The organism is Kurthia sp. ISK08 (assembly GCF_046159805.1).
GTDB lineage: Bacteria > Bacillota > Bacilli > Bacillales_A > Planococcaceae > Kurthia > Kurthia gibsonii.
Genome location: NZ_JBJXHL010000002.1, coordinates 507,030 through 527,156, shown reverse-complemented (window position 1 = coordinate 527,156; position 20,127 = coordinate 507,030). Strand labels below are relative to the sequence as shown.

At 33.5% G+C, this 20,127-nt stretch carries 21 protein-coding genes; 10 read left to right on the top strand and 11 right to left on the bottom strand.

Going from position 1 to position 20,127, the window contains the following annotated elements; all coding sequences use genetic code 11:
- Positions 1–6: 6 nt before the first annotated feature.
- Complete coding sequence (locus tag ACKVQX_RS06175; protein WP_409136099.1) at positions 7–729, top strand: AzlC family ABC transporter permease; 723 nt, start codon at positions 7–9, stop codon at positions 727–729.
- Entirely contained in the window at positions 726–1,046 is a 321-nt protein-coding gene (locus ACKVQX_RS06170; protein ID WP_285215066.1) for an AzlD domain-containing protein, read from the top strand. Before ACKVQX_RS06175 ends, ACKVQX_RS06170 begins: the two co-directional genes overlap by 4 nt.
- A gap of 169 nt (positions 1,047–1,215) precedes the next feature.
- Here ACKVQX_RS06170 and ACKVQX_RS06165 read toward each other — a convergent pair whose 3' ends face one another.
- From ACKVQX_RS06165 to ACKVQX_RS06145, 5 genes are all read right to left on the bottom strand, one after another.
- On the bottom strand, positions 1,216–1,803 hold the full coding sequence (locus ACKVQX_RS06165) for a hypothetical protein (protein ID WP_285215067.1): 588 nt from the start codon (positions 1,801–1,803) through the stop codon (positions 1,216–1,218).
- Between the two features lie 635 nt (positions 1,804–2,438).
- Entirely contained in the window at positions 2,439–3,260 is an 822-nt protein-coding gene (locus tag ACKVQX_RS06160) for a DUF2785 domain-containing protein (protein WP_409136098.1), read from the bottom strand.
- 66 nt (positions 3,261–3,326) lie between these two features.
- Positions 3,327–3,758, bottom strand: a complete 432-nt coding sequence (locus ACKVQX_RS06155; RefSeq protein ID WP_409136097.1) for a hypothetical protein — start codon at positions 3,756–3,758, stop codon at positions 3,327–3,329.
- A 264-nt stretch (positions 3,759–4,022) separates the two neighbouring features.
- The gene (locus tag ACKVQX_RS06150) at positions 4,023–4,760 is read right to left on the bottom strand and encodes a Cof-type HAD-IIB family hydrolase (RefSeq protein WP_087680210.1); all 738 of its coding nucleotides are present in this window, start codon (positions 4,758–4,760) and stop codon (positions 4,023–4,025) included.
- A 15-nt stretch (positions 4,761–4,775) separates the two neighbouring features.
- Positions 4,776–5,477 carry a YjjG family noncanonical pyrimidine nucleotidase gene (locus tag ACKVQX_RS06145; protein ID WP_068453151.1) on the bottom strand — a complete coding sequence of 234 codons (702 nt, stop codon included), beginning with the start codon at positions 5,475–5,477 and terminating at the stop codon, positions 4,776–4,778.
- A gap of 107 nt (positions 5,478–5,584) precedes the next feature.
- On the opposite strand from ACKVQX_RS06145, the gene ACKVQX_RS06140 reads away from it, so the two are divergent.
- The 7 genes from ACKVQX_RS06140 to ACKVQX_RS06110 all read left to right on the top strand — a co-directional run bounded on the left by ACKVQX_RS06140 (position 5,585) and on the right by ACKVQX_RS06110 (position 11,039).
- Positions 5,585–6,355: a hypothetical protein gene (locus ACKVQX_RS06140; protein ID WP_068453149.1), complete on the top strand. Its 771-nt coding sequence runs from the start codon at positions 5,585–5,587 to the stop codon at positions 6,353–6,355.
- Positions 6,352–6,723: a GntR family transcriptional regulator gene (locus ACKVQX_RS06135; RefSeq protein ID WP_068453147.1), complete on the top strand. Its 372-nt coding sequence runs from the start codon at positions 6,352–6,354 to the stop codon at positions 6,721–6,723. The genes ACKVQX_RS06140 and ACKVQX_RS06135 overlap by 4 nt, the downstream gene beginning before the upstream one ends.
- Entirely contained in the window at positions 6,716–7,411 is a 696-nt protein-coding gene (locus tag ACKVQX_RS06130) for an ATP-binding cassette domain-containing protein (protein WP_068453146.1), read from the top strand. Before ACKVQX_RS06135 ends, ACKVQX_RS06130 begins: the two co-directional genes overlap by 8 nt.
- Positions 7,408–8,322, top strand: a complete 915-nt coding sequence (locus tag ACKVQX_RS06125; RefSeq protein ID WP_068457319.1) for an ABC transporter ATP-binding protein — start codon at positions 7,408–7,410, stop codon at positions 8,320–8,322. The genes ACKVQX_RS06130 and ACKVQX_RS06125 overlap by 4 nt, the downstream gene beginning before the upstream one ends.
- Positions 8,306–9,250, top strand: a complete 945-nt coding sequence (locus ACKVQX_RS06120) for an ABC transporter permease (RefSeq protein WP_068453144.1) — start codon at positions 8,306–8,308, stop codon at positions 9,248–9,250. Before ACKVQX_RS06125 ends, ACKVQX_RS06120 begins: the two co-directional genes overlap by 17 nt.
- Positions 9,251–9,402: 152 nt before the next feature.
- Positions 9,403–10,239, top strand: a complete 837-nt coding sequence (locus ACKVQX_RS06115; protein ID WP_121175986.1) for an aldo/keto reductase — start codon at positions 9,403–9,405, stop codon at positions 10,237–10,239.
- A 59-nt stretch (positions 10,240–10,298) separates the two neighbouring features.
- A complete protein-coding gene (locus ACKVQX_RS06110; RefSeq protein WP_409136096.1) occupies positions 10,299–11,039 on the top strand; it encodes a GTP pyrophosphokinase family protein in 741 nt (246 codons plus the stop codon).
- Between the two features lie 43 nt (positions 11,040–11,082).
- On the opposite strand, the gene ACKVQX_RS06105 is transcribed toward ACKVQX_RS06110, so the two are convergent.
- Entirely contained in the window at positions 11,083–11,283 is a 201-nt protein-coding gene (locus ACKVQX_RS06105; protein WP_068453137.1) for a hypothetical protein, read from the bottom strand.
- 349 nt (positions 11,284–11,632) lie between these two features.
- Here ACKVQX_RS06105 and ACKVQX_RS06100 point away from each other — a divergent pair, with 349 nt between their 5' ends.
- Positions 11,633–12,010, top strand: coding sequence for a nucleotide excision repair endonuclease (locus ACKVQX_RS06100; protein WP_068453134.1), 378 nt, complete (start codon positions 11,633–11,635; stop codon positions 12,008–12,010).
- A gap of 46 nt (positions 12,011–12,056) precedes the next feature.
- Here ACKVQX_RS06100 and ACKVQX_RS06095 read toward each other — a convergent pair whose 3' ends face one another.
- The 5 genes from ACKVQX_RS06095 to ACKVQX_RS06075 all read right to left on the bottom strand — a co-directional run bounded on the left by ACKVQX_RS06095 (position 12,057) and on the right by ACKVQX_RS06075 (position 19,875).
- Positions 12,057–13,088, bottom strand: coding sequence for a restriction endonuclease (locus tag ACKVQX_RS06095; protein WP_068453131.1), 1,032 nt, complete (start codon positions 13,086–13,088; stop codon positions 12,057–12,059).
- Positions 13,089–13,244: 156 nt separating this feature from the next.
- Positions 13,245–14,876, bottom strand: coding sequence for a dynamin family protein (locus tag ACKVQX_RS06090; protein WP_409136095.1), 1,632 nt, complete (start codon positions 14,874–14,876; stop codon positions 13,245–13,247).
- A gap of 200 nt (positions 14,877–15,076) precedes the next feature.
- A complete protein-coding gene (locus ACKVQX_RS06085; protein WP_409136094.1) occupies positions 15,077–16,834 on the bottom strand; it encodes an ABC transporter ATP-binding protein in 1,758 nt (585 codons plus the stop codon).
- Complete coding sequence (locus ACKVQX_RS06080) at positions 16,835–18,544, bottom strand: ABC transporter ATP-binding protein (protein WP_368633987.1); 1,710 nt, start codon at positions 18,542–18,544, stop codon at positions 16,835–16,837.
- 101 nt (positions 18,545–18,645) lie between these two features.
- Entirely contained in the window at positions 18,646–19,875 is a 1,230-nt protein-coding gene (locus ACKVQX_RS06075) for an enhanced intracellular survival protein Eis (protein ID WP_373863143.1), read from the bottom strand.
- Between the last annotated feature and the right edge of the window lie 252 nt (positions 19,876–20,127).

Below are 20,127 nucleotides of genomic sequence, written 5' to 3'. Positions count from 1 at the left end.
TAGGATATGCTTAAAACAGATAGGATTGGTGAACAAGAAGAAGACCACTTTATAAAAGGTGTAAAAGATAGTCTACCTACTTTATTCGGTTATATAAGTATTGGGATCGCATTCGGTGTTGTAGGAATCGCTTCAAATTTAAGTATACTTGAAATTACATTGCTGTCGATTCTTGTTTATGCAGGTGCAGCCCAGTTTATTTTTTGTGGACTATATCTTGCCGGAACGCCTGCTTCAATTATTATTTTAACGACATTTATTGTAAATTTACGCCATCTACTAATGTCGCTAACAATCGCTCCTAGCTTTACGAGCCAAAGCCTACTACGCAATATAGGCTTTGGTTCTCTTTTAACTGATGAAACATTTGGTGTAGCTGTTACAAAAAGAGCGCAAACAGGAACACTTGGACCAAGATGGATGGATGGACAAAACATAACGGCCTATCTTGCATGGATTGCAGCTTCCATTATCGGTGCCTTAATTGGAAAATGGATTCCAAATCCTGAAAGACTTGGCTTAGATTTTGCACTCACTGCTATGTTTGTTGCTTTACTTGTACTATCTATCACCGCTGCAAACCGTACAAAAATCATGCATTATTTACAATTGATTGGCTATATGGCGGTAATTATTTATTTCCTTTTATATTTCACATCCACACATATTGCAGTACTTGTCGGTACAGTGGTTGTCGCAACAATTGGGGTGGTGACGGAGAAAAAATGATAACGTCTTCTATGATGTGGTTATTACTTGGGTGTGCGATTGTTACGTGGTTGCCGCGTATACTACCTTTTGTATTCGTAAAAAATATGATATTACCACCTATTATTTTGAGATGGTTAGCTTATATCCCTGTTTGTATTTTGAGTGCACTCGTTATGACGAACCTCTTTGATGCAAGTGGCTCTTACGTGACATTCAATTGGCCGATTTTAGTTGCTTTTATACCAACCGTACTCATTGCCATTTGGACGAAAAGTTTATCAACTACGGTCATTGTTGGTGTCATATGTATGGCTACGATTCGATTTATATTTTAAAGTAAGACAAAAGAGAGCCTAAGCGTATGCTGAAGCTCTTTTTTTATGATATTTTATAATAAATCATAAGAAAAAAGGCAAGGGATTTCCCCCGAGCCTTCACCAAAATGAACCCATTTTTTGATTAATTTTCCTATTTAATTATTCGCACTATATGCACGTGATTTGATTAAATTTTCTCTTCTTGCACTTCAAATTGGTCAAGTTGTTGAAATGCATGTTTAAAAATTTGCCCAAATCGTTCACGATCTGCTAAAGCGTTTGTGACACGTTTTGTATACATAGCGACTTCATCTAAAAAATCACGATTCTCCCATAAATATGCGTTTCGATGAAGTAAAAAATACGGTTGATTTGGATCATTGAATAATGTAAGCGACTTTAGAGATCCCACCTTCTCGTAGAGCCAGACATTCAACTGATTCGCTAAACAACTCGCAACTTGGCATTGGCGAATTTGATCATCTACAAGAGTATTTTTTATTTGTTGAAAAAATTTATTTTTTCGTATTGCATCAAAAATTAAAAAATCTCCTGTATAATACATTGTTTTTTCCATTGATTCCATAACGTCTTTTGATAAACGCCGCATCATTAACCAAAGATTTAGGCAATTATGTATGACGTCTTTTTCATTCAGCAAACCTTTTTCAAATTCTAAGTCGTGACAATGCTCATGAAATAAGTTTGTGAATTCTTGTACTTGACTGTCATCAATGAAAAACAGCGATGCATCTTTAGTTAATGTATATTGCACAAATTTCACCTCAATAAGATAATGTTAATAAATTTTAAAATTAGGACAATATCTCCAATGTTTATTTTGTTCATTATACATACCTAGTCAAATTATAACCTTTATTTCCTATTTTTAAACATACTATTTCATCATAAAATTACCTTAAAATCCAATTTTAGGTATTTAATACTCTTTTTTGTTACAAAATAGTTAAATTTTACTTCTAAAGACTTATTATTTTTTATAAACATCTTCTTTTTAAAACAATACTTTTTCACTATAAACATAGTAAAAACGAATTATATTTTAAAAAGAAAATCAATAAAAATAAAGAACATCAGAAAAAATATGCTCAACATAGAAAATCCCGTATGATTTTTCAAATCATACGGGATTTGTTCGTTCAAATCAATTTCTACTTCGAAAAACGAATAAAGGTAGGCAAGAAAAGAACGCAACGTCCTGTTTCAAATCTTGCTCCACTACACCAAGTGCATAGGGGCATGGTTTCAAACGCATCTTCACTACGTTCATGTAGGGTTCTAGCTCATGCTATTCCCGCAGAGTGTTTTTCTACGCATACAATTGATTTAACTATTCATATTTGAGACATATTGATTTTATTGTGTCTAGTCTCTTTCATACAAAACTAACTAAATTTTATACCATTTTTGAATAAATATCGAAATTGTAGACTGCAATTTTTTGTAATTATTTTTGAATTTCAATGTGAAATAGAAAGCACGCATAAATTGTAATACTTCTGTACGTCCTTTTAAGAAATGTGCGCTAAATCCTTCATATTGAGAAATCATCTCTAAGCGATCAAAGATTTGTTCAATCCATTCTACAAGTAAATCTTCTTCTATACCATTCGCCAGTAATAGCTCAATTAATGATAAAAAACGTTCTTCTTCATCATCTGTAAAAACATGCTCTTTCCAAAAATTCGATTGAATCGCCATCAATACAGGTGCTGCATACGCTGTATATTCCTGACGTTCTTGTAAGAGGACATAGATGAGTAAAGTAGCATTTCCAACAGAATAAGCAAACCCCTCTTCTGTGTACGCACGCAAGTCATGTTCACGTTCCATTAATAAAAGTGCATCTTCTAAAATTTTCTTTCCTAATTCACTTTTCATTTGATCTTCTGTTAGAAGTAAGCGTAACCATTCAGTTGAAAGCGCACGCTGAAATACAGTAGTTTCATGTTTACTTCCTACTGTACCTAATAGTAGATTTTGTGATACAATCTCGTCGATTAATTGTTGTTTTTGCTCATCTGATAAAATATGATACTGTACTAAATCAATTAATAAACGATAATTTAATTCATCACGCACTTGAGGATCGGCATCACCTAGATGCTGGATCATGTCATTTAAAAATTCAGTTTGAGGTTCTAAAAAAAACTGACGTTGAATTGTAGGGCCACCATTTAAAAGTGTTGTTGCCTGTTCAATAAAGTTCATATGTATAGCCTCCAAAAAAATAGTTTTCAACTCATCATAACTATTTTTTCAAAAAATGGCTACTACTTAAAATCGACGTTCAAAATAGGAACAACTTGCGGCTAATTGTTGGAAACTTTCTTGTAATGCCACACGCGGATTTTCTCTTCGTATAAACTGTAAATAATGTTTAGTTGCTTCATAGTATGCTTCATGGAAAATTGCATAATCTTCATCCACAAAACGTTCATCATTTAATTCAATGCAAATATGATTGTCCACACGCTCAAATAAGTAGAAGTTCTTCTTACCATACTGTTTTACTTTTTTTACAGTGTTTTGAGATTCAAACTCAATTAGTACATCCCAAATTAATTGCAGAAACTTACCTTGAAAATCAGAAGTTAATAATACTCGATCATTTTCTAAATCTCTTACTTCTACATCTTGAAAAAAGAAATCTTCATAATAAGCTGTTTTCAAATGTTCAAATGCATTGGAGATAAATTCAATTTTCATGCCCTTCCCCTTTTCTACATTGTGTATTATTTTGCGTATAATATGTATCATTTTTTCTTTTATATACATAATATTTCACTTCTAACATAAATACAACCTTCGATTCATAAATTTTTAGAAAAAACAAATAAATGTGTACATTAACGGTTTTTTTTAGAAGAAAACACAAATTTTTATGTGGAACATTGTTTTTTTATGCATTTTTGCTCATAAAAAGATGCAGCCTTCTTCTTGTTAAAGACTACATCCTATTCGCTATATTCTCTATTTTTTTAGCACATAGCACTCAATTGCTTTTGCAACACCTTCTTCGTCATTCGATGTGGTCATTGCTTTTGCAATTTCTTTTAAATCTGAAATGGCATTTTGCATTGCGACAGGAAAACCTGCTACTTGGAAAAGTGCCAAATCATTTGCACTATCACCTAGACACATCACTTCATCTAAAGAAATGTGTAAATGACGACACAACTTTTCAATTCCATATGCTTTTGAAATACCTAGTTGATTTATTTCATAATTCGTTGAAGCAGAACTTGTTAGTTCGATATCTTGCCACCCTTTTACTTGTTCATAAAAAGCTTGTAACTGCTTCGGATCTTCAGATTGTACGCCAATTTTTAAACAGCGCGCAATCTCCTGTTCATTTGGTATTCCATCAATAAATTCACCTGCATCTGTAAAACCCCAAAAAGGTATACCAATGTCCTCAATCGTTTTAAAAATATGCTGTGCTGTTTTGAGATCGATATAAGCTTTCTCTCCTACATGCCCTGCCTCATAATACACATCCGCACCATTCGCCGCTACAATAGGTTGCTTTAATTCCATCAATGCTTCATATGGACGAATACGTGAAATGCCTCTTCCTGTACAAACGACAACGTGAATTCCTTCTTCTACAGCTTGTTGTAAAACTGAAATCGTATGTGGACGAATTGCATGTTGTGAATCAAGTAATGTTCCATCTAAATCAATCGCAATTAATTTGATATTCGTCAAAAAATCACCTCATTATTATTTTACAGGGACTTGTGCAAGTAGCTGGTGCAATTCTTTTTGATTATGCACCACGTATGTTGCTTGATGAGCTGTCTCCTTATTCGCGCCATTATACCAACAACTATCAATTCCTATATTTTGCGCACCTTGAATATCAGAAGATAAAGAATCACCAATCATCAATGCTTCTGTAGGTATAATCTCTGTCGAATGTGCAAAAACATAATCAAAAAATGCTGTTTGTGGCTTTTGTGAGCCTGTTTGTTCTGAAATATAAATCGCATCAAAATACGAACGAATACCCGAACCATCTAAACGGCTATTTTGCGTTTTTTCTAAACCATTTGTTAGAGCATACATTCGATAACCGAGTGATTTGCAAAGTTTCAATGTTTCAAGCGCACCGTCAAGTAGCTGTGTTCCCTCACCTAAATATTGTTGGTAGTGTTTTGCTGCTCTCTCCCCATCAATCTCTTTCCCGAATTCTTTAAACGTTAAGGCAAAACGTGTATGAATAATTGTATTTTTTGAAATTTCACCGCATTCATATTGTGCCCAAAGACGCTGATTAATTTTTCTATAAGTTTGAATCAATTGTTGCTGATTATCTTCTGGTGCTAATTCACGCATAATACGTGTTAGCGCTTCTTTCTCTGCTAATTGAAAATCAAATAATGTGTCATCTAAATCGAATAATAAATAATGATATGTTTTCATATTACAACCTCCGTTATCCATTATATGCTAAAAAGTACTTGTCGTATAGGATGTTCTAGTGTAATATGTTACTAGTACACTAGAACAAATTGAGGTGATTTCCTTTTATGTTTGCTCGCTTTTTTGGATTACTCCAACGCGAATGGCGTCGGGATACAAAAGAATTTTACCTTTTAACATTAAGTACGATATTGATCATTTGGTTTTTACCGCTCTTAACACGAAAGGTGTTTATCTTTTCATTTTATGAACTCGTACTTGGATTGCTCGTTTTTACGGCGATGTTTTATGTATTTCTCATTCCTTTTCTGTTTGCCAATAGCATTCGAAAAGAGACCCAACAATTAGATTTATGGCTACATACGGAAGCACCATTTTGGCAACTTCTTTTTGTTAAATCTATCTATTATCTACTTGTAACTCTTGTTCAAGTTGTACTAATGGTCATTAGCACATTCATCTGTCTTGCACAATTGAATGTCACGTCACTTACATCCTTTGTTCCCATCATTTTCTTTTTAAGTTATAAAATGTTTGAGTCAGTTATTTTCAATCTACCATTTTTTGCGCTATTACTTGGCATTTTACTCTTTTTCAAACGCTACATTGGTCGATTTAGTTACCTTATAACAATTATTCTCTTCATCTTATTTATGCGATTTAATGTATTGCTTTATGAATTCACATGGTATAAAAACTTGATGTATACAGGTGACAACCTTGCTTCTTGGATTCCTATGCCTAGCAATTTCGTAGATGGTTTATATGATGTGATACATGAATTTTTGTATGTACGTGAAATTTATTTTGGGATTATTTTATTCGTTTTACTATTATTCATCAGTACATATTCGTTAGAGAAGGTGTTAAAAAGATGAATAATGATTTTAATCGTGAAAAACCCATCTATGCACAATTAGTCGAACGAATTTGCAGCGACATCATTAAAAATCGTTTGGCGCCTGGTATGAAAATGTTGTCTGTACGTGAATATGCACTTGAAGTGGGTGTTAATGTCAATACAGTTCAGCGTGTTTATAAGGAGTTAGAACAGATGAGACTAACGGAAACAAAAAGAGGACAAGGTACATTCATTACAACGGATGAAGCACGTATTCAATTACTTCGACAAGAAACACGTAGACGCATTGTCGAGCAATTTTTTCACAATATGAACGAATTTGGTTTTACAAAGGAAGAAGTACTGGCAGAAATTAAACGGTTAGGAGCTGATACACATGATTAACGTAAAGAAAGTGTGTTATAAACATCGCAACCGTCCCGTTCTAAACGATGTCTCTTTTCAAATTCCGATTGGTAAGGTTATTGGTATTGCTGGAGAAAATGGTGCAGGTAAATCTACACTTCTGCGTCTACTTGCTGGTATTAAAAATCCTGATGACGGCACGATTACATTAGATCATCAACCATTGACACATCGAACATGTAGTCGCTTCGCCTATTTACCTGATACGGATGATTTTTATAGTTATTTAACAGGTGTACAACTATTTCAATTTTATGAAACGCAATTTGAAGATTTTAATTTCCTAAAAGCACTCGAAGTAGCTGATTTTTTAGACATTAATATTGAACAAAAAATTAAAACACTTTCAAAAGGACAGCGTGGACGCTTAAAAATGGCCGCGACTCTCGGGCGTGAAACCACGTATTATTTTATGGATGAACCGTTCTCTGGGCTAGATCCTATGGTACGTGATTCACTCATTAAAGGATTAATTCGCTTCACAGATGCTGAAACACAAACGATTGTGTTATCGACACATGAATTATATGAAGTTGAACCGATTTTAGATGCACTTCTTCTACTAAAGAATGGTGAAGTCATCTCCTATCACTCGCTTGAAACAATTCGAGAGGAATGGCAGCAAGATGCTGTTTCTTGGATGAAAAAACAATATCGAAAGGAATGAAGACATTGAAAGCAGTTGTAGAATTGCAACAACTATCGAAAACGATTAAAGGCAAAGAAATTATTAAAAATGTCAACTTATCTCTTTACGCTGGACAGATTACAGGATTTTTAGGACCGAATGGTGCTGGTAAAACAACCACAATTCGTATGATGACAGGGTTAATGAAACCTACATCTGGTGACGTACTAATTGAAGGGAAATCAATTACAAAAGAATTTGAAGAAGCGATTTCAAATGTTGGTGTAATTGTTGAAAACCCTGAAATGTATAAATTTATGTCAGGTTATAAAAACTTACAACACTTCGCGAATATGCATCCAAATATTACAAAAGAACGTATTAATGAAGTGATTCATCAAGTAGGACTTGAAAAACGTATTCATGAAAAGGTAAAAACGTATTCACTTGGTATGCGTCAACGCCTTGGCTTAGCACAGGCATTACTACATCGTCCTAAGTTTTTAATTTTAGATGAGCCAACGAATGGATTAGATCCAGCTGGTATTCGTGATTTACGTCAGCATTTACGTAAAATTGCGGAACAAGAACAAGTGGCAATTATTGTATCAAGTCACTTACTATCAGAAATCGAATTGATGTGTGATAGAATCGCGATTATTCAAAATGGTGTACTAACAAATATTCGTGAAATGAATGAAACAGAAACATCTTACTATCAACTTGAATTAGAAGGTGACGCAGTAGGTTGTCTGCAAACACATGGTTATACATTCACACAAAATGAACAGCTATTCAAAGTAGAAATTGATCGTCAAAACGTTCCGACTCTACTACAACAATTAATGGATGCCAATGTACAAGTATATCAAGTTGCACCATTCCACGAATCACTTGAAGATCAATTCTTAGCAATGACAGGAGGCGGACAAATTGCTCAAACTAATTAAAAATGAATGGGTTAAATTATGGTCAAAAAAATCTTCATGGGTCATGTTAATTCTAACATTAGCAGTTATTGTTGCAATGCTAGTAGGTTTAAAAACATTCGATAAGTTAGTGAATGGAGATGAGGAACCAACTTCTTGGAAAGAACAACAACAAATGACGATTGAAGGCAATAAAACCTTCCTCACTGAAGAAAATCTAACAACAAAAGAAAAAGAACGTCTAGAAAATGAAATAAAGATTGCTGAATATCGTTTAAAGAATAATGTAGAACCACCTGCTTCTGATTCAACAGCGAGCTTCCTTGAAAGTAGTGTAAGCGCCCTATCTCTTATCTCATTATTCGGTGTCATCGTTGCAGCAGGAATTGTATCATTCGAATTCGGCACAGGTACGATTAAAATGTTATTAACACGTCCGATTGCTCGTTGGAAAATTCTTCTATCAAAACTAATTACAACTTTCTTATTTACAATCTTATTAACTACAGTTGGATTTGCATTAAGTGCTCTTTTAGGCTATGTATTCTTTGATTCTGCTGGTACATCACTTACAATACAAGATGGAAAAGTAACAGAAGTCAACCTTATTGGACAAACACTATATAGTTACTTATTAAGTTATGGTGATATTTCGATGAGTATCTTCTTCGCCTTCATGCTTGGTACATTATTCAGTTCAAGTTCACTGGCGATTGGTTTAACACTATTCATTACATTTACTTCTGCTACACTTGTTGCACTACTTCAAAAATACGAGTTCATCAAGTATTTCTGGTTTAGCGTAACAGATTTGAATGGAATCGAAAAAGGCTACACGATTCTACCTGACTTAACAATCGGGTTTGCCTTATCAGTCATGGCTGTATATGCGATTATTTTCTTAGTGATTAGCTTCTCTGTCTTTACAAAAAAAGATATTACAGCTTAAACAAAAAACAGATGTCATGTAGTGGCATCTGTTTTTCTTCGTCTTGGACGGGTATGGTTACATACATAGTTTTGACTGTACTTTTTAAAAAAGCTATTGAATAATAAATTGACGGTTTTTTTCCGTAATTTAAGAAAGAAAGAGGAGATTATATGATGCACTTTACATTGAATAACGGCGTAAAAATGCCAGGTCTTGGTTATGGTACATTCCGTTCGGAAGAAGGTAGCGATTTAGCAAAAAACGTCAAACACGCTATCAAAGTTGGCTATCGTAGTATTGATACAGCTTTTATTTATCAAAATGAAACATCTGTCGGTCAAGGCATTAAAGAGGCAATTGAAGAAGGTCTTGTGACACGCGAGGAATTATTTATTACAACAAAAGTGTGGAATGATGGCTTATCATTTGACGAAACGATTCAAGCGTATGAGGACTCTTTAAAGCGTCTTGGGCTTGATTATATTGATTTATACTTAATTCACTGGCCAGGCTTAGATGAAAACTATGTAACCGTTTGGAAGGCACTTGAACAGTTGTATAAAGAAGAGCGTGTTCGCGCAATCGGTGTATGTAATTTTGAAGTGCCTCATTTAAAACACTTACTTGCACATACAGATATTGTTCCTGTCATTAATCAAATTGAATTATCACCAAAATTAACACAAGAAGAGGTTCGTGCATTCTGTAAAGAACATAATATTGTTGTAGAAGCTTGGTCTCCTCTTATGAATGGTGAACTTCTCACAAACGAAACAATCATCGAATTGGCTGAAAAGTACGAACGTACACCTGCACAAATTATTTTACGATGGGATTTACAATCTGATGTTGTTACGATTCCTAAATCAATGACACCAAAACGCATTGAAGAGAATTTTGATTTATTCAACTTTACGATTTCAGAAGATGATATGAAAAAAATCGACGCTTTAAATGAAGATTTCCACTACGGTCCAAAACCAACCGTTTTTGATTTTGGGCGTTAAAACTTTCTAAGCATTCCTTTTTAGGGGTGCTTCATTTTACTGTGAAAGGGAGTGGTCATATGCCGTTAGATCAATCATTTGAACAACAAGCAAAGCAGTTAAAAGTTGAATTAACACGTTTTATGATGGCTTATCGTTTTGCTTTAGACGAAGTTGAAACAAAGGTAAAAATTTTAAAAGAAGAATTTCATCTCATTCACGAGTATAATCCAATTGAACATATTAACACACGTTTAAAATCACCTGAAAGTCTTATTGCTAAAATTCAAAAACGACAAATACCACTTGATTTAGTTTCTATAAAAGAAAATATTCAAGATATTGCTGGTATTCGCATTACGTGTTCTTTTGAATCAGATATTTATCGTATACAAGAGATGATTTGTAAACAAGAAGATTTAAAGGTTGTTAAAATTAAAGATTATATCCAACAGCCAAAAGAATCAGGTTATCGTAGCCTGCATTTGATTTTACAAGTACCTGTCTTTTTGTCTGATCGTACGGAGAATGTGTATGTTGAAATGCAAATTCGTACGATTGCGATGGATTTTTGGGCAAGTTTAGAACATAAAATTTACTATAAATATAATAAAGACATCCCCGCTTATTTATCTAATCAACTCGTAGAAGCTGCACATACAGCCGCCCTTCTCGATAAGAAAATGGAGAAATTAAATGAGGAAGTTAATATTCTGAAAAATCAACAGGAGGATGCTGCCTACGACTATCGCTCCTTACAAACAACAAAATTATTTGCGGCACTCCAACAGATAGCAATTCCTTCTTCAAAGGAGGAATAATAAAAAAGCACAGTCCCCCAAACGACTGTGCTTTTTTCATGATTTATTCTGCTTCTACTGATTTAAATTCATAACCCTTTTCTTCCATCGCTTTTGATAAAGCAGCGAAAGCTTTTGGGCCAATACCATGTAGACGTTTTAGACTCTCTACGTCAATCTCACGCAAGTCCTCTAACGTATACAATTCCGCAGTGTGTAATGCACGAATCGCAGGTCGAGCTACTCCCTCTGGCCAATGATTCATTCAAAATACCCTCCTTGTTTTTGCTTAGTTCTTTTATAGTTAATTCTAAAAAATCAAACTATGTATTTAAATTGTATAAAATCTATTTCTTACAAGTTCAATATTTTATCATACTATTTTGTTAAAAGGTCTTTTCCATTAAAATAATTATCATCATATGACAATTTTATGAATTGCATCTGGATTGTCTTTACACCTACATACATTATACCGATGATTAAATATCCTTTCAAAATTCTATCATGAAACTACTAAAATAATTGTGACAATTGTGAACAGAAACAAAGGTCGATTATTATTGAAAAGTATGGTATATTGTAGTGTATATGAATAAAGGACGTGAATTTTTTTGATTAAAATTGAAATGCCAAAACCAGACGTAGTCATTCGTCAACGTGAACAAAAACTAAAAGATGGTGAAGTACCGATTCCATCAATTTATGGTTTCATCGACTTCCATAAAGTACCTCGTGATAAAGGCGGCTTAATTCTATTCTTCAACGAAGATAATGAATTATTATTTGTCGGAAAAGCGCGTAAATTACGCCCTCGTTTGAAAAAACATTTCCAAGACCAAGTATCACCATTAAAAAATCATCGTGAAGAAGTTGCGAAGATTGAAGTATTCGTAGTAGAAGATCCAATGGAACGTGAAATCTACGAAACATATATGATTAACACATTACGTGCAAAACATAACATTGATAAAGTGTTTTATAAAGACTAATTAAAAGACAGAGGACTGGATACTATCCATCCCTCTGTCTTTTTTATTATGCATCATATGTTTCTAATAAACGATGTGTTTCGTAAATTGCATACTGCTTCAAATCTTGGTCATGTTTAATCAAGTAAGGGTCTAAGTATGCTTGCCACGCTTCCGATTCATCATATGTTAATTGTTCTTCTTTTTCTTTCATATTCCAACACGTAATGTGCAGTTCCTCTGCGAATTGTTTACCATCTGGGCAAAGTGTTGTGGGTGTCATTAAAATCGCACGTTCACAATCGTAATATGCACGCCCTGTTGCAAAATGATTCATCATTTCAGGTGTGAGCTTTTCAGGTTCTTTACATACCATCATCGCAGTTCTTACACCATGTTGTTGTGCAATAATGGCCACCCCAAAACTTTCAGAAGGTACAATGATTTGTACATCTTTATAAGCCATATGTTGAATTAATTTTGCATAATATAAAATTAATTCATATTCTGTCATTAATTCGACAGGTTTAATCGTTGTTTTTTCTTCAATAAATCGCTTATGTAATTTTTTAATATAGATTTGTGCTTTTTTTAGCCTACTTGATTGCTGAAAACGTTTGACGGCATGCACTTGATCTTTCTTCTTATGATACGTTCGTTTTGAATGTAATGGCGGTAATTTTTTTATTTTTCGGATTGCATCTTGTATATAATAAATACCTAATCCGAGTAAAATAGATGAAATGAGAACCATCCATGCTTCCGTCCACATCCAACGATACGTGTAACCTACAGCTTGTACATATTGTTGAATCGTTTGCGTATCATAGAAAAAAGGTGCAAAAATCCACGGTGTTAACTGTAAATAGAACGCAACAAGACAACTTAGTAGCAGTTGATGAATTAAACGTTGCCTATTTTTTTCAATCTTTTCATGATGATGTTGTGCATACTTTTCTTTTAAACGATCTTCCGTTTGAATAATCGATAAAATATGCTCTTTTGCACAATCTGGGCAATATAAAACAATCTTATGTTCTTGTAATACTTTACTTTGTTCTTTCTTGTGAAATTCGCAAGTATAACGCACGATGTCCATTTCCTTTCACTTCTTTTACGGTACTGTTCTATTATAGTAATAACTATATAATCCCGCATGAGTGATAACACTCACATTCCACAAAAAAAATTGGCACTAATCGTATAGAAAGAATCAATTCAAAAGAAGGAAATATACTTCTTTTGAATTAAATCTTTAATAGGTCATTTCTAACAGTAATTCATCCAATATATCTTGGTAAACTGCTTGTTTTTGTTGGACATCTTCTACCGCAAGTTGTTTTTTCTTTTCTTCAAAGTACGTAATAACAGGTGCGTAATCCATATTTATCTCTTTGATTCGCTTTAACAAATGTGGTACATCTTCATACATCGTTTTTTGCTCTAATATTGATGTAATTTCTGTTTTTGCTTGTACAATCGGGTCAAAAGCTTGAAGTCGCTTGGCTGCTTTTTCTAAACGTACGACACGATATTCTGATTGATTTTCAATTTCTAAAATTTGTTTTTCAATTTCAATAAATAATTGTTGAATTTCATGTAAAAGAGCCGATTTTTGTTCTTTAAAATATGTTATAAATTGTTGCTCATATCGAACTACTTCTTCTCTTTTTGGTTCTGGGTCTGTAAAGAGTTGTTTTGAAACGCCTCTTTTATATTGCTGAACAAAACTTGCATATTCTGTATATAACTGAATTAACTTTTTACTCTTAGGTAATTCAGCTGTATGTGCTTTTAAAAATTCAACCAATTGATAAGACGTTTCTAATTGATGATATTCTTTTTTTAGTTGTTCAAATGTCTTTTCTAATTCATGAATTTTATGCTCTTGTTCTTTCGACTGATAAACAGCATCATCACTCTCATCCATAAATTCACGCAACATACTATAAGCTTCTAAATATGGATCGCGCTGTACCAATGAACGAATTTCTAAAATAAATCGATCCACCCATTCAAAGAACCGTTGGTGAATCAGATTTGAAAAAGCTTCATTATCTAAACGACACATCTGAATATACGCAAACAATTGATCAAAATTTGAGGACTGATATAATGCATGTTCGTCTTTTTCAACTGCTTCTTGCAATGCTTGAAAAGAAACCGATAATTGTTTGAAAGCACCGAAAAAATCTTGTTTTTCTAAAATTTCAGATGATAAATTATATGGATCTTCATTTAGTAAAAACAGCATTTCTTTCTGTTCTTGACCAATTCGTGCTAGTAATGCACGTTCTGAAGGTAATCCTTTAAACTGATGATTTGCGAGCCATACAACTGCTTGGCTTCGCTTTAAAAAACTCTCTTTAACAAAAACAGACTTTTGATACGAAGGTGTATCAAAAATTGTCACCGCTTTTAATAAGTCATGTTTTAAAACAATATCAACATAATCTAAACCACTTCGCATCATTTGAGAACTAAATGTATCCGATATGGCAAATAGCTCCACTTGACCCAGAGAAAACTGTGCAACTTGTCCATCTAAAAAGTGAGCTGTTACACTTTCTTCCTCACCATAATGAATGATTGTGTGTACATACGACACACCATGGTATTCACTTGGCATAACATGGCGATTCAATAGCGTATTAATAAACGTTGCTTTGTCTGCATATACATCACCAATAACGAGCAGTTTTAAATCGTCTTTTGAATCGGCAATCAGCTCACGTAATTTCCGAGCTGTAATACGCGTACTCATATGTTTACTAAGTAAAAATTGAATCCTCTGTAACTGTTGCTTCTCACCAATTAGTACAGGTTGTCCGCTACATTCGATTTGTTGGATTCGTTTTTCATATTGTGTATGATTATTCTTTTCCATATATGTCACAAACCCCTTTTCTACATATCTTTAGTATACATGATATGTGAAAAAACACTACAAACAATTACTATTTACTTATTATTTTTTTCAAAAAAATCATCGCTTTTCGACTTGTTTTTTCATTTCTCCTATTACTTTTATACCTATTTCAATTCAATAATTTCAATTTACTATGCTTTTATGTCTTTTTTCATACTTTATTTTTGAACCGGCTCATATAAACTTCGATAAAAACCACTTTCTTTTATTAAATCGTCATGTCTTCCTTGTTGAATAAGTTGCCCTTCTTTTAAAACGAAAATCCAATCCACAGCATGTAATACATCTATATTATGCGTTGTGAAGATTAATGTTTTTGTTCTCGTTGCTTCTTGAAGTGGTTTTAGAATGTGTAAGTTAATTGACATGTTAAACTCAGCTATTATTTGATCTAAAATAAGAACATCTGGATTCGCTAAAACAGCTCGTGCAATAGTAATTAATTGTCGCTCTCCTTGACTTAAATTATCACCATTCGAATAAAGCATCGTTTCATATTTTTCAGGTAAACGATTAATAAATTTATGTGCTTGTACTTTTTTAGCTGCTTGTATAACTTCTTCATCTGTGGCTGATGGATTACTTAATCGAATATTCTCTAGAATACTTCCTGTAAATAGATACATGTGTTCCGGAACACTATTAATGCATTTACGCAGTTGGCTTTTTTTATAATTAGATATTAGTTCATTGTTTATTAAGATGCGTCCACTTTTTAAATCATAAAATGTATTTAAATAATTTAATAATGCTGTTTTCCCCGAACCAGCTGGACCAATGATTGCCACTCGCTTTCCTAGCGGTATTTGCATCGAAATCTCTTTTAATACCATCTCACCTTCTGAATTTTCAATAGACATTTTTTCAATAATGATGTCTTCATTAATTTCGTTTAAAGATATTTTTTCTTGATCTTTAGTAAATTCATTGGGTGCATCTAACACTTCGAAAACACGTTTCACACCAGCATATGCAGCTTGTAATGAATTCAATGCATTTGATAACTGTTCAGTCGGTTTAAAAAATTGACGTGAGTAAGCACTAAATGAAGCAATCATTCCAATTGTTGCCATACCATATACCGTCATAATTGCACCTACTCCCACCATCAGTGTAAGTGCCATATTATTAAAAAAACGATTTAATGGTGCTAAAGAACTTGAAACAACTTCTGCTTGGAAATCTGCCTTTTTATAACATCGATTTCTTGTATTGAATGTATGCCACTGTTCCTTCTCTTGATTAAACAATGTCACTACCTCCGCACCTAATATATGTTCATTAATATGTGCATTCATATTTCCAAGCGCATGTTGCCTTGCTACATAATCTGTACTAGAGCGCATGACAATTTTTCGTGAAACATATAATAAAAACGGTAAAATAATAAAACTAATAAGTGCTAACTGCCATGACAGAAGCAGCATAGCAATAATGGTACCTGAGATTGTTAATATGGATGAAATCAGTGGAACTGCATTTTGACTCAATGCAGTGCTTAAATTATCTAAATCATTCGTTAGCCTACTCATTAAGTCTCCTGGCGAATGTTCTTTATGGTAACTGGGGGGTAAAACTTGAAATTTTTCAAACAACTCTAACCGTAACGCTCTCACAACTCCTACTGAAACTTGAATCATCATATACGTCTCAACCCATGCTAATGCGCTTACAACTAAATAAATAAGCGCTAAATAAAGTAAATGCTCAAAAGTACCTGAAATATCTCTCTTTAAAATGTATCGATCTACAATGTGTCCTAAGAGCGTCGGCGCGTAAACTGTTAATATTGTTGACAGGAGAATGGAGATTGAAACAATACAAATTTTAAGACGATCTCGTAATATATACCTAGTTAATCGCAATAAAACTGCTTTAGATGCTTGATGTTTTGTTTGTATTGATTCTTTCATCATCTATTTCCCCTCCTGTTGCGCATAGTACATCTGTTTATAATATGCTGATTGCTGTAATAACTCTTCGTGTGTACCCTTCGCTATTACTTCTCCCTCTTTTAATAAAATGAGTTGATTTACTTTTTGAACAGTCGATAAATTTGATGTTGCAATAATGAGTGTTTGTTGTTGTGCATGTTTTTGGATATATGATTGAATATGATTTACTTTTAAAAAGTCACGTGTAGGTATTAAATCATCGATTACAATCATTTTTGCTTCTCGAATCAAGGCACGTGCTATCGCTATACGTTGCTTTTGCTCATAAGATAATGTATCTATATCACTTTCTAATAAAGATTCTATATGTTGCTTTCCTGACCAAATGTGAAATTGTTTGAGTACATCTTTTAAACTCTCTTTGTTTGCTGTTATATTTCCATATTTCAAGTTGCTTTCAACACTACCTGAGAATAAAAATGCTTGCTGTGGTACAAATGCAATTTGTTGCCGAAGTTCTTCACCTTCAAAATGTTGAATAGATTGTCCATTTATTAAAATATCACCTTCTTGAAAAGCATGTAGTCGTGCAATGAGGCGCAGTAAAGTCGTTTTCCCTGAGCCGATATCGCCAATTATTGCTACACTTTGACCAAAAGGAATGTGAAAATTAAGATTTTTTAATTGAGGTTTCATTTGCTGTTTATAATAAAATGTAACATTTTGAAAAGTAATGTCCCCTATTTCAGAATGACTTTTAGGTTCAATTAGAGAAATATCTTTTGGAAGAGTGAAAATAAAAGAAAGGCGTTGAATGGAGGGAAGAGATCGCACTAATTGCATAAGTGCCATGATACTAAGTGTTACTGTGCTGAAAATTAAATTCAAATAGTTGATAAAGGCTAAAACAGCCCCTACTTGAATCTGATTTATATCAATTTTTAAAAGACCAATCCATAGCGTACTAACAATTCCTAAATTAATAATGAGCATGACAAGTGGGTTAAGGGAACCAATGACTTGTGCTGTCTTTTTATTTTGTTGCGTATAATTTCCATTAATTTTTTTAAAGCGCTGAATTTGTTCTTTTAGGCGATGGTAAGCTTTAATAATATACATGCCAAATAATGAATCAAATAATAATGTATTTACTGCATCTAATGCACGTTGAACATGACCATATAAAAAATAGGCATAAATTGAAAATAGTAAGACGATACATACTAATAAAATTAACATGCAGATGAGAATTATAAACAAATGATTCGCTGTAAACCAAACAACAAAAATTACTCCTATAAATATAAATGGCCCTCTAATTAAGACCATTAATAATTGTGTAAATGCTTGCTGAATAACGTTTACATCATTTGTTAGATTCGTGATTAGTCTTCCTACGCCTACTTCTTCTCGTTGCTTTTTTGTAAAATAACTAATTTTAATATAAAGTGCTGAACGTAAATCATTTGCCGCGTACACACTTGATTTTGTACCGAAATAAATACATGCAACCCCTGCAGCCAAAGCAATTAACGTACAGATTATCATATAAAAAATATACAATATTACGGTTTTCGGTTCATTCTGCTTAATTCCATGATCAATTACATACTGTACGCATAATAATTGGAAAAGTGTAGCACCTACTTCGATTAACATAAAAAAAGGCGCAAGTGTAGTAATAAACCAATATGGCTTAATAAAACGAAATAAACTTAAAAATTTTTTCACTTTATCACCTCTTTTTGAAAAACTTAAAAGTAATTGAATAAAAAAAGCCACTTCTTCGTTCTTGTTCGAACAAGAGGAAGAAGTAGCCTTCCCAACAAATATTAGAAATAATCGATGAAGCTTGGAATGTGATTTGGAATTAAATCTTCAAGTAGTTCAACCATTTCTTCAGTTGGTGTTGTAATTCGTTCAATACTATATAAATAACGCGGGCGCAAATAGCCGAGTAACATCGTGGTTAATGTTTGGATGGTCACGTGCACTGCATCATCTACTAAATCATCACTTAACTTTGTCACCGTTACGCGACCAGAAGCAGATGTCACTTCGAATGTTCCTTCATTCCACTTTGCAAGACGATCTTCCACCGCAATGCGTAATGTGAAGTCAGGTAGTTCAAACGGGAACTGTTCCATGAATGATTGCACATCGACAATACGTGCCATAAAGTACGGCGATAAACTTTGCTTAATTTCGCTATCTTGCATTAAAAAGGCGATGGATTCTGTTCCACTCGTTTTTCCAAATACATGATAAACCATGGATTTATGTGCATGAATGAAGTTCCATAGTCCTTTACGCGCTTCATTCGTTAAGTAGATTAATTCATCCACATAGAAGTTTTCTTCCATAATACGATAGAAAAGATAGCCGACTGGTTCGTCTGTTTCTGCTTCATAGTAAACAGCTGTTTGAAGTTGTGTATCACTTCCTTCAAACTTCTCTTCCCAGTAACTTTCTTGGAATTTTTCATTCCATGCGATTGGATTACGCACCATCATCCCATGCTTTTCAAGTGCGTATTCATGATAAATCTGTTTAATATGTTCATGTTCAAGTGGCACACGGCGCACCTGTCCTTCGATTTGGTCATAGTAAGGAATCTGTGTATCCTTCATTTGATATTCAACAATATCACTCATAATTTCAAAACCTTTATTACGATAATAAGGAATTGAGTATGGGAATAAGTATGAAATTGAACGGCCTTCGTCACGCATATTTTCTAAACTTTTTAAAATGAGCTTATGCATTAAACCGTGGCTTGAGTACTCTGGGTACGTGCCAACTGCTGTAATTCCCCCCATTTCATAAATTTTACCGTGAATGTTCACTTGGAACGGTAAATTTAATATTTGAGAAATCAAATGGTCTTTGTCGAACCAGCCCATCGCAGTCCCCTCACGGAATTGCTTTGATTTCGCATTAATGAATACACGATCTTTGTGCATCGATACATTAATTTGAAATACATAATTTAAAAGTTTAATAAATTGATCCATTTCTTCAATTTGGATCTCACGCAACTCTAACTGTTGCTTTGTCATAATTCCACTCCTCTTATTTGGTCCATCAAATACATCTATACCACCATTTTGACAATTATTAACACACTGTCTTATGTTTTTTATGTATGGCAAGTCTTTCTACTATATAAAGAAAGCATATTTTCCTTGAACCTTATATACTATCTTAATATTCTTTTATAGAACTGTCCAATAAAGTACTAAAGTGATTGAGTTTGGAGACGAGTGGTCCTTTTTGAGGCGCGAATGTTCGTTTTCAATCCAAAACTAAAAACT

Excerpts from the sequence above, each read along its gene's own strand:
- ACKVQX_RS06160 (WP_409136098.1), bottom strand. The coding sequence starts at position 3,260 with ATGAACTTTATTGAACAGGCAACAACACTTTTAAATGGTGGCCCTACA.
- ACKVQX_RS06155 (WP_409136097.1), bottom strand. The coding sequence starts at position 3,758 with ATGAAAATTGAATTTATCTCCAATGCATTTGAACATTTGAAAACAGCT.
- ACKVQX_RS06095 (WP_068453131.1), bottom strand. The coding sequence starts at position 13,088 with ATGGACATCGTGCGTTATACTTGCGAATTTCACAAGAAAGAACAAAGT.
- ACKVQX_RS06130 (WP_068453146.1), top strand. The coding sequence starts at position 6,716 with ATGATTAACGTAAAGAAAGTGTGTTATAAACATCGCAACCGTCCCGTT.
- ACKVQX_RS06140 (WP_068453149.1), top strand. The coding sequence starts at position 5,585 with ATGTTTGCTCGCTTTTTTGGATTACTCCAACGCGAATGGCGTCGGGAT.
- ACKVQX_RS06090 (WP_409136095.1), bottom strand. The coding sequence starts at position 14,876 with ATGGAAAAGAATAATCATACACAATATGAAAAACGAATCCAACAAATC.
- ACKVQX_RS06105 (WP_068453137.1), bottom strand. The coding sequence starts at position 11,283 with ATGAATCATTGGCCAGAGGGAGTAGCTCGACCTGCGATTCGTGCATTA.
- ACKVQX_RS06145 (WP_068453151.1), bottom strand. The coding sequence starts at position 5,477 with ATGAAAACATATCATTATTTATTATTCGATTTAGATGACACATTATTT.
- ACKVQX_RS06125 (WP_068457319.1), top strand. The coding sequence starts at position 7,408 with ATGAAGACATTGAAAGCAGTTGTAGAATTGCAACAACTATCGAAAACG.
- ACKVQX_RS06175 (WP_409136099.1), top strand. The coding sequence starts at position 7 with ATGCTTAAAACAGATAGGATTGGTGAACAAGAAGAAGACCACTTTATA.
- ACKVQX_RS06170 (WP_285215066.1), top strand. The coding sequence starts at position 726 with ATGATAACGTCTTCTATGATGTGGTTATTACTTGGGTGTGCGATTGTT.
- ACKVQX_RS06085 (WP_409136094.1), bottom strand. The coding sequence starts at position 16,834 with ATGATGAAAGAATCAATACAAACAAAACATCAAGCATCTAAAGCAGTT.
- ACKVQX_RS06115 (WP_121175986.1), top strand. The coding sequence starts at position 9,403 with ATGATGCACTTTACATTGAATAACGGCGTAAAAATGCCAGGTCTTGGT.
- ACKVQX_RS06135 (WP_068453147.1), top strand. The coding sequence starts at position 6,352 with ATGAATAATGATTTTAATCGTGAAAAACCCATCTATGCACAATTAGTC.
- ACKVQX_RS06110 (WP_409136096.1), top strand. The coding sequence starts at position 10,299 with ATGCCGTTAGATCAATCATTTGAACAACAAGCAAAGCAGTTAAAAGTT.